This is a genomic window from Mesorhizobium sp. M7A.F.Ca.ET.027.03.2.1 (assembly GCF_003999175.1).
Taxonomy (GTDB): Bacteria; Pseudomonadota; Alphaproteobacteria; order Rhizobiales; family Rhizobiaceae; genus Mesorhizobium.
On sequence record NZ_RZOM01000187.1, the window covers coordinates 1 to 7,542 of the forward strand.

The following is a 7,542-nucleotide window of genomic DNA, read 5'->3' on the forward strand; positions in this document are numbered from 1 at the left end:
GTTCAGTATTATATTATAACTTTAGAGAGATGTCATGTCCTCGAACGCGCCGACCACTGCCGAAGTCCGTCCCTTTCCCAACGCCAAGGTTGCGCCGGCGACGGAAGCCCCGGAAGTGCCTGTCCAGCCGGTCTCGTCGCCACCGGCAGAGGCTCCGGCCAAGAAGAAGCGTTCGGTGCGTTCCTTCCTGCTGCCGGTCATCGGCGCTGCTTTGCTGGGCGCCGGCGCCTGGTATGGTTACGACTACTGGACCACGGGCCGCTTCATGATCTCCACGGACGATGCCTATGTCCAGGCCGACATGGCGTTCATCTCGCCCAAGATTTCCGGCTATGTCGATCAGGTCAAGGTCAGCGAGAACCAGCAGGTCAAGGCCGGCGATCCGCTGCTCGTCGTCGATGACGGCGATTACAAGATTGCCGTCGCCCAGGCCGAGGCGCAGATCGCCACCTTGAGCAAGACGCTCGACCGTATCGACGCCCAGACTGAAGCAGCGCGCGCCTCGCTGCAGCAGGCGCAGGCGCAGAAGGTCGCCGATCAGGCCGCCGCCGACAATGCGGCCAAGGTCGCGGCGCGCGCCTCGCAACTGCTCAAGACCCATGTCGGCACGCAGGCGCAGCTGGACGACGCCCAGACGGCGGTCCAGCAGGCCGATGCCGCCCTTGTCGGCGCCGACGCACAGATCGCCGCCGCGCAGGCCAATATCGGCGTGCTGCAGGCGCAACGCGCGGAATCGGCGAGCACGCTGGCCTCCCTGCAGCTCAGCCATGACAAGGCGCTGCGCGATCTTTCCTTCACCGTGCTCAAGGCGCCGTATGACGGCATCGTCGGCAACCGCTCGGTCGAACAGGGCGACCTTGTCAGCCCCGGCCAGAAGCTCGCCGTCATCGTGCCGATGGACAAGCTCTACATCGTCGCCAACTTCAAGGAGACGCAGCTTGCCCGGCTGGTGCCCGGCGAGAAGGTCAAGATCTCGGTCGATGCGACCGACGGCCAGGACTTCGAGGGAACCGTCTCGTCGCTGGCGCCGGCTTCGGGTGCCGTATTCTCGCTGCTGCCGCCCGAAAACGCCACCGGCAACTTCACCAAGGTCGTGCAGCGCGTTCCGGTCCGCATCGATGTGCCGGCAGATGTCCTGAAGAGCGGCAAACTGCGCGCCGGCCTGAGCGTCATCGTCGCCGTCGACAGCCGCACCGCCCCATCCGGGTCGGGCCCAGTGGCCGCGAACTGAGCGGCGACGGGAGCAATGCCATGGCAACCGCAACCCTGATAGCAGGAGCGCCGCCGGCGAGGCCGGCTGTGCCTGACACCATTTCTACGCGGCGCGTCATCGCCTTCCTGGCGATGGTGTTCGGCATGTTCATGGCCATCCTCGATATCCAGATCGTCTCCGCCTCGCTGTCGGAAATCCAGGCCGGCCTGAGCGCCAGCTCCGACGAAATCCCGTGGGTGCAGACCGCCTATCTGATCGCCGAAGTGGTGATGATCCCGCTGTCGGGCTTCCTCAGCCGGATGCTGTCGACGCGGGTGCTGTTCACCATCTCGGCAGCGGGCTTCACCGCGGCCAGTGCGCTGGCGGCGACTGCCACCAACATCGACCAGATGATTGTCTACCGCGCCGTCCAGGGCTTCATCGGCGGCGGCATGATACCGAGCGTCTTCGCCGCTGCCTTCACCATCTTCCCGCCCTCGCGCCGCGCCTTCGTCTCGCCGATGATCGGCCTGGTGGCGACGTTGGCGCCGACCATCGGCCCGACTGTCGGCGGCTATATCAGCCATGCCATGTCCTGGCACTGGCTGTTCCTGGTCAATGTCGTACCCGGCATCCTGGTGACAGCGGCGGCCTGGACGCTGATCGACTTCGACAAGCCCAACCTCAAGCTGTTCAGCAAGTTCGACTGGTGGGGCCTCGCCGGCATGGCGGCTTTCCTGGGCTGCATGGAATATGTGCTCGAGGAAGGCCCCAACAATGACTGGCTGCAGGACCAGGGCGTCTTCATCTGCGCCATTGTCATGACCATCGGCGCGGTGCTGTTCTTCTGGCGGGTGTTCACCGCCGAGGAGCCGATCGTCGACCTGAAGGCCTTCACCAACATCAACTTCGCCTTCGGCTCGCTGTTTTCCTTCGTCATCGGCATCGGCCTTTACGGCCTGACCTATCTCTACCCGGTGTATCTCGGGCGCATCCGTGGCTACGATTCGATGATGATCGGCGAGGCGCTGTTCGTCAGCGGCCTGGCCATGTTCTTCACCGCGCCGATCTCGGGCATCCTGTCGAACAAGATGGACCCGCGGCTGATGATGATGATCGGCTTCTTCGGCTTCGCCACCGGCACCTGGTGGATGACGCATCTGACCGCCGACTGGGATTTCTACGAGTTGCTCATCCCGCAGATCCTGCGCGGCTGTTCGATGATGCTGTGCATGGTGCCGATCAACAACATCGCGCTCGGCACCTTGCCGCCCGAGCGGCTGAAGAATGCGTCCGGCCTGTTCAATCTCACCCGCAACCTTGGCGGTGCGGTTGGCCTCGCCCTGATCAACACCGTGCTGATCGACCGCAATGCCTTCCACTACGCAAGGCTCTCCGAGCATGTGCAATGGGGCAGTGAAGCCGCGCAGACCAAGCTGCAGAACATGACGCTCAATTTCGAGCAAACCCCCGGCCTGGACGCGACAAGTGCCGCCATCTCCAAGCTGTCGGGCATGGTCCAGCAGCAGGCGGCGCTGCTGTCCTTCATGGATGTGTTCTTCATGCTGACGGTGCTGTTTGCGACGCTTGGCCTGTTCACCATGTTGATCCGAAAGCCGGCCGCGGCGGCGGGTGGAGGTGGTGGCGGCGGCCACTGATACCGTAGCAATTCCAGGAAAAGTGTAAGGCGGTTTTCCGTCAGGAATTGCGACAAGACAGAGATACGTGGGCAGCTGTTTCGGGAAGCTCCTCCAGTCCACGCCCGAAAAAGCTCTGACCGCGCAAAAAACTCCGGGCCGCAAGCCCGGAGTTTTTCATATCCAGTTGGAATTTGTCAGGCTGTGGCGGGCTTGAAGGTCAGCGCGACGCCGTTGATGCAGTGGCGCAGGCCGGTCGGCGCGGGACCGTCGTCGAAGACATGGCCGAGATGGCCGCCGCAGCGGCGGCAATGCGCCTCGGTGCGCGTCATGCCGAGCGAGCGGTCCACGGTCGTGCCGATAGCCTTGGGGATCTCCTGCCAGAAGCTCGGCCAGCCGGTGCCGGAATCGAATTTCGTCTCCGACGAATAGACCGGCAGGTCGCAGCCGGCACAGGCGAAGATGCCCTTACGGTGTTCGTTGAGCAGCGGGCTGGTGCCGGGATACTCCGTGCCTTCCTTGCGCAGCACGTCGAAGGCGGTCGGCGACAGGATGGCTTTCCACTCGGCGTCGGTCTTGGTGACTTCGAATTTCTCGGCGGCCTGTGCTGCCTGCGGATCGCTCATGCGCAGCATCGTTGCCGCGGCCCCGACGACGCCGATGGCGGCGGCACCGCTCAAAAGAAAGTCGCGACGGTTCATGACCAGTTCCTCCTGATGTCCTTTTGCCAAACTATACCGCCGCGCGGAAATCAAAAGCCGGTGACGGTAGCCCCCTCGAACGAACACTCCGCGCCCTCCCACATCCGAATATGGGCGGCGCGGAGTGCACGGGTCAATTGCGGATCACGGGAGCGGGATCGTGCAATCGACGGAGGGCCCTTGCTGCCAGTTCGCCGGCAGCAATCCCCTTGTTACATCTTGGGCAAAAGAACCTTGTCGATGACGTGGATGACGCCATTGGACTGTTCGACATCGGCGATCGTCACATTGGCGACATTGCCGCTCTCGTCGGTGACGGTGACCTTGCCGCCGTCGGCCTTGAGCGACAGCTCGCAGCCGCCGACCGTCTTGACCTTGTGGGCGCCGCCGTCAGCCTTGGCCATCGCGGCGACATCCGCCCCCATCGCCTTGGCGCCGATGACATGGCAGGTCAGGATCTTGGTGAGCTTGTCCTTGTTTTCAGGTTTGAGCAGCGTCTCGACCGTCCCGGCCGGAAGGGCCGCGAAGGCCTCGTTGGTCGGAGCGAACACGGTGAACGGACCGGCGCCCTGCAGTGTCTCGACAAGGCCGGCGGCCTTCACGGCGGCGACCAGCGTGGTGTGGTCCTTCGAGTTCACGGCGTTCTCGACGATGTTTTTGTTAGCATACATCGCGGCGCCGCCAACCATCGGGTTTTCGGCATAGGCAGCGGTGGCAAGGGCCGAAACGGCGATCGTACCGGCGAGCAAAAGGGTGGCGTATCTACGCATGATGTCAAACTCCTCGGGTTTTCTCTTCCCATTTTTGGGGGCGCGAGGAGATACGGAACAGAAGTGCGGGAGTTTCAGAAATATTCTTATTTTTTATTTTGCCCGGGATGCCGAAGAGATTTTGCCACGCAACGGCTTGCCGGCTACCATGCTGTCTACGGGCGTGGAAGGTGGGAGATACACTTCAGGTACTCTATTTTGAGTCTGGCGACGCCAAGAGCCGGTCAGATGCTCTTCAGGTCGCCGGCGGCGACCACCGGTCCGGTCGGCTGTCCGGTCGGCGAACCGCCTGACGGCTCGAGGCTGACGGCAAGCACCGCGCCCTGGGCAAGCTTCTGCTGGGCCGCCGGCGAGACGACGATATGTGCCGTAGCACCGGTCGGAATGACGCCCATCGAGACCGGCGGGTTCTTGCCCTCGATCATCCACAGCTCGAAGTCCTTGCCGGAAGCACGCTCACCGGAGACATGCGACAGGCCGACTTCGTGATGCGCGGCGTCGTAGACGGCAAGATATCTGACGTCGCTGCCTTCGGCGGCCAGCGAAGCGACGAGGCGCGCCTGCGGCTCCTCGACCGGCGGGTTGAGGACTGGCACGGCAATGTAAATCGCCAGTGCCGCAACCGCAGCCGCGGCAAGGCCGCGCCAGAAAGCGAGGCTGGACCACAGGCCGCCGCGCGATTCGGCGGGCGTGGTCACGGCGGCAGCGTTCGCGAACAGCCGGCGGTCGACCGCGGTCTTCACCGAAACCGGCGGCTCGATTTCCGGGTAGGCGGCGGCCAGCGGTGAGAGACGGACCTCCCATCCCTCGACAAGACGAGCAAAAACCGTATCCGCATCGATGCGGCGGGCGACGATCTGGCGTTCGTCGGCATCGAGCACGCCGAGAACGTATTCGGCGGCGAGCAGGTCGTCGCCTCCACGTTCCGGTCCTGTGTCTTCTGCCAGCGTCATCTTTCCAGACATTCTCTGAGTTTCAACAGGCTGCGGCGCAGCCATGTACGCATCGTGTTCAGCGGCACGCCATGGCGCTCCGCCAGTTCGGCATAGCTCTCGCCCTTGAGATAGGCGCCCCGGACGGCGGCTGCCCGGTCCTTCTCCAACTCATCGAGACAATGGTGGATACGTTCGGATTCGTCTCCCGCCACCGCCATCGCTTCAGGCCCCGGCGCCGGATCGGCCACGTCGAGCGCGGCATCGATGTCGGCGGCAGGCCTGCGCCGCGCTCGTATGCGATCGATCGCATGATTACGCGCAATTGCCACCAGCCAGGAGATCGGGCTTAGATCGGAGACGGCAAAACGATCCGCCTTCGTCCATATCTTGACGAAGACTTCCTGCAGCGCTTCTTCCGCATCTCCCCGGTCGTTCAATACACGAAGACAGACGCCAAAAAGTTTCGCGCTGGTCTGCCGGTAAAGCAGATCGAACGCGGCCCGATCCTTCATCGAAGTCCGGACGATCAGCTTGGTGATGTCCTGCGGCGTCATCTGCGGCAAGTTAGGCGATTGCAATGTATTTGCAACGGCGGAAATAACCTTGTGCACGCCTAAGCTTTTGTGTGTCGCCAGCCGGGTCCGTCGACCGATTGCCAATGGAATCGCCACTGGCTAGCTTGCCCTCAGTGATGGGGGAGCGCGCATGTCGGTCGAACGGATCCTTTGGGAGGAAGATGCCGCGGGCCTCGCCGATCTGGTCCGCAAGGGCGAGGTTTCGGCCGTCGAGCTGACCGACGCCGCGATCGCCCGCGCCGAGGCCACCCGTCCCGACATCAATGCCACGGCCGAGCCGCTCTACGATGCCGCGCGGGCCCGCGCCAAGACCGTCGACCCCTCGCTGCCGCTGGCCGGTGTTCCCTTCGCCATCAAGGATCTAGGCATCGCCATCAAGGGCGTGCCGACGCATGGCGGCAGCCGCATTCCGGCATGGCTGGCCGATGTCAATTCGGTGCTGACCGACCGCTATCTCGCTGCCGGGCTTATCCCGATCGTCACCTCGACATCGCCGGAGCACGGGCTTCGATTGATGACCGAATCCAGGGCCTTCGGCATCACCCGCAATCCGTGGAACACCGGTCACACCAGCGGCGGCTCTTCGGGCGGTTCGGCTGCACTGGTCGCAGCCGGCGTCGTGCCGGTGGCACATGCCTCCGATGGCGGCGGCTCGATCCGCGTGCCTGCCGCCTGCACCGGGCTTGTCGGCCTGAAGACGTCGCGCGGCCGCACCCCGCTGACGCCGCTGGTGAGCGAAAGCTGGTACGGCATGGTCGTCGACCATGCGCTCACCCGTTCGGTGCGTGATTGCGCGCTGCTGCTCGACCTCACCCATGGGTCCGATCCTCTGTCGCCCTATGCCGCGCTGCCGCCGAAGGGCACGTTCGCGGCCGCTGCCGCGCGCGATCCCGGCAAGCTCAGCCTGGCCGTGTACCGCAAATCCCCGCTTGGCCTGCCGATCTCGGACGAGACGCTCAAGGCGCTCGACACGGCGATGGCGCTTGCCCGCGAGGGCGGCCACACGGTCAAGGAGATCGACCTACCCTTTATCGGCCGCGAGTTCTTCGCCGATTTCTGCAGGACGGTTGCCTCCGCAGTCGCCGGCACGATGCGGGCCGAAGCGCTGCGTGTCGGCCGTTCCGTTACCGGCGACATCGAGCGGGCGACGCGGGTGCTCGCCCGCTTCGGCGAAATGGTGTCGGCCGGCGAGACCTATGCCGACCTGCAGCGGCTGCATGCCGCCTCGCGGCAGCTGATTTCGGAGACCGTGCAGTACGACGCCGTGCTGATGCCGGTCATTGCCCACCCGCCGCTCGCCTGCGGCGCCATGGATCCGAAAGGCGCCGACGAGTTCATCGAAAACCTGCTCGACAAGCTTCACCTCACTCCCTTGCTGAAGCTGAAGCCATTCTTCGGCCAGCTGATGGACAAGAGCCTCTGGTTCACCCATTGGCCCGCGATCCAGAATGTCAGCGGCCAGCCGTCGATCGCGCTGCCGGTCCATGTCACCGACGCCGGCCTGCCGCTCGGCGTCCAGGCGGCCGGCCGTCCGGGCGACGAGGAGACGCTTTTGTCGCTCGCCGCGCAGATGGAGAAGATCTCGGGTTGGCGCGGCCGCAGGGCACCGTTGATGGTACCGACCCAATGACGAGGTCGTGAAGCGCTCGAATATGACAGCAAAGCCATTTGCGGGCGGCGCCAATTCCCGCTAAGACGCCGCCGTCCTTACCTGATGCATGTCGCCCAAAAG

7 protein-coding genes are annotated in these 7,542 nt (G+C 64.2%); 3 read left to right on the forward strand and 4 right to left on the reverse strand.

Annotation, left to right across the window (positions count from 1 at the left end):
- The first annotated feature begins 34 nt into the window (after window positions 1-34).
- Together EN750_RS10970 and EN750_RS10975 are read left to right on the forward strand one after the other, a co-directional pair.
- Complete coding sequence (locus EN750_RS10970; RefSeq protein WP_127396429.1) at window positions 35-1,231, forward strand: HlyD family secretion protein; 1,197 nt, start codon at window positions 35-37, stop codon at window positions 1,229-1,231.
- 20 nt (window positions 1,232-1,251) lie between these two features.
- Entirely contained in the window at window positions 1,252-2,850 is a 1,599-nt protein-coding gene (locus EN750_RS10975) for a DHA2 family efflux MFS transporter permease subunit (RefSeq protein ID WP_127396430.1), read from the forward strand.
- Window positions 2,851-3,026: 176 nt separating this feature from the next.
- Here EN750_RS10975 and msrB read toward each other — a convergent pair whose 3' ends face one another.
- The 4 genes from msrB to EN750_RS10995 form a co-directional block, all read right to left on the reverse strand.
- Window positions 3,027-3,530 carry a peptide-methionine (R)-S-oxide reductase MsrB gene (gene msrB, locus EN750_RS10980; protein WP_127396431.1) on the reverse strand — a complete coding sequence of 168 codons (504 nt, stop codon included), beginning with the start codon at window positions 3,528-3,530 and terminating at the stop codon, window positions 3,027-3,029.
- 212 nt (window positions 3,531-3,742) lie between these two features.
- A complete protein-coding gene (locus EN750_RS10985; protein ID WP_127267219.1) occupies window positions 3,743-4,300 on the reverse strand; it encodes a fasciclin domain-containing protein in 558 nt (185 codons plus the stop codon).
- Between the two features lie 224 nt (window positions 4,301-4,524).
- The gene (locus EN750_RS10990; RefSeq protein ID WP_127267218.1) at window positions 4,525-5,253 is read right to left on the reverse strand and encodes an anti-sigma factor; all 729 of its coding nucleotides are present in this window, start codon (window positions 5,251-5,253) and stop codon (window positions 4,525-4,527) included.
- Entirely contained in the window at window positions 5,250-5,789 is a 540-nt protein-coding gene (locus EN750_RS10995; RefSeq protein WP_127267227.1) for a sigma-70 family RNA polymerase sigma factor, read from the reverse strand. The genes EN750_RS10990 and EN750_RS10995 overlap by 4 nt, the downstream gene beginning before the upstream one ends.
- A 151-nt stretch (window positions 5,790-5,940) precedes the next feature.
- On the opposite strand from EN750_RS10995, the gene EN750_RS11000 reads away from it, so the two are divergent.
- Window positions 5,941-7,440: an amidase gene (locus tag EN750_RS11000; RefSeq protein ID WP_127396432.1), complete on the forward strand. Its 1,500-nt coding sequence runs from the start codon at window positions 5,941-5,943 to the stop codon at window positions 7,438-7,440.
- Window positions 7,441-7,542: the final 102 nt, after the last annotated feature.

What these genes read in the sequence shown, in the direction of transcription:
- EN750_RS10970 (WP_127396429.1), top strand. Translation starts at nt 35, where the DNA reads ATGTCCTCGAACGCGCCGACCACTGCCGAAGTCCGTCCCTTTCCCAAC.
- EN750_RS10975 (WP_127396430.1), top strand. Translation starts at nt 1,252, where the DNA reads ATGGCAACCGCAACCCTGATAGCAGGAGCGCCGCCGGCGAGGCCGGCT.
- msrB (WP_127396431.1), bottom strand. Translation starts at nt 3,530, where the DNA reads ATGAACCGTCGCGACTTTCTTTTGAGCGGTGCCGCCGCCATCGGCGTC.
- EN750_RS10985 (WP_127267219.1), bottom strand. Translation starts at nt 4,300, where the DNA reads ATGCGTAGATACGCCACCCTTTTGCTCGCCGGTACGATCGCCGTTTCG.
- EN750_RS10990 (WP_127267218.1), bottom strand. Translation starts at nt 5,253, where the DNA reads ATGACGCTGGCAGAAGACACAGGACCGGAACGTGGAGGCGACGACCTG.
- EN750_RS10995 (WP_127267227.1), bottom strand. Translation starts at nt 5,789, where the DNA reads ATGACGCCGCAGGACATCACCAAGCTGATCGTCCGGACTTCGATGAAG.
- EN750_RS11000 (WP_127396432.1), top strand. Translation starts at nt 5,941, where the DNA reads ATGTCGGTCGAACGGATCCTTTGGGAGGAAGATGCCGCGGGCCTCGCC.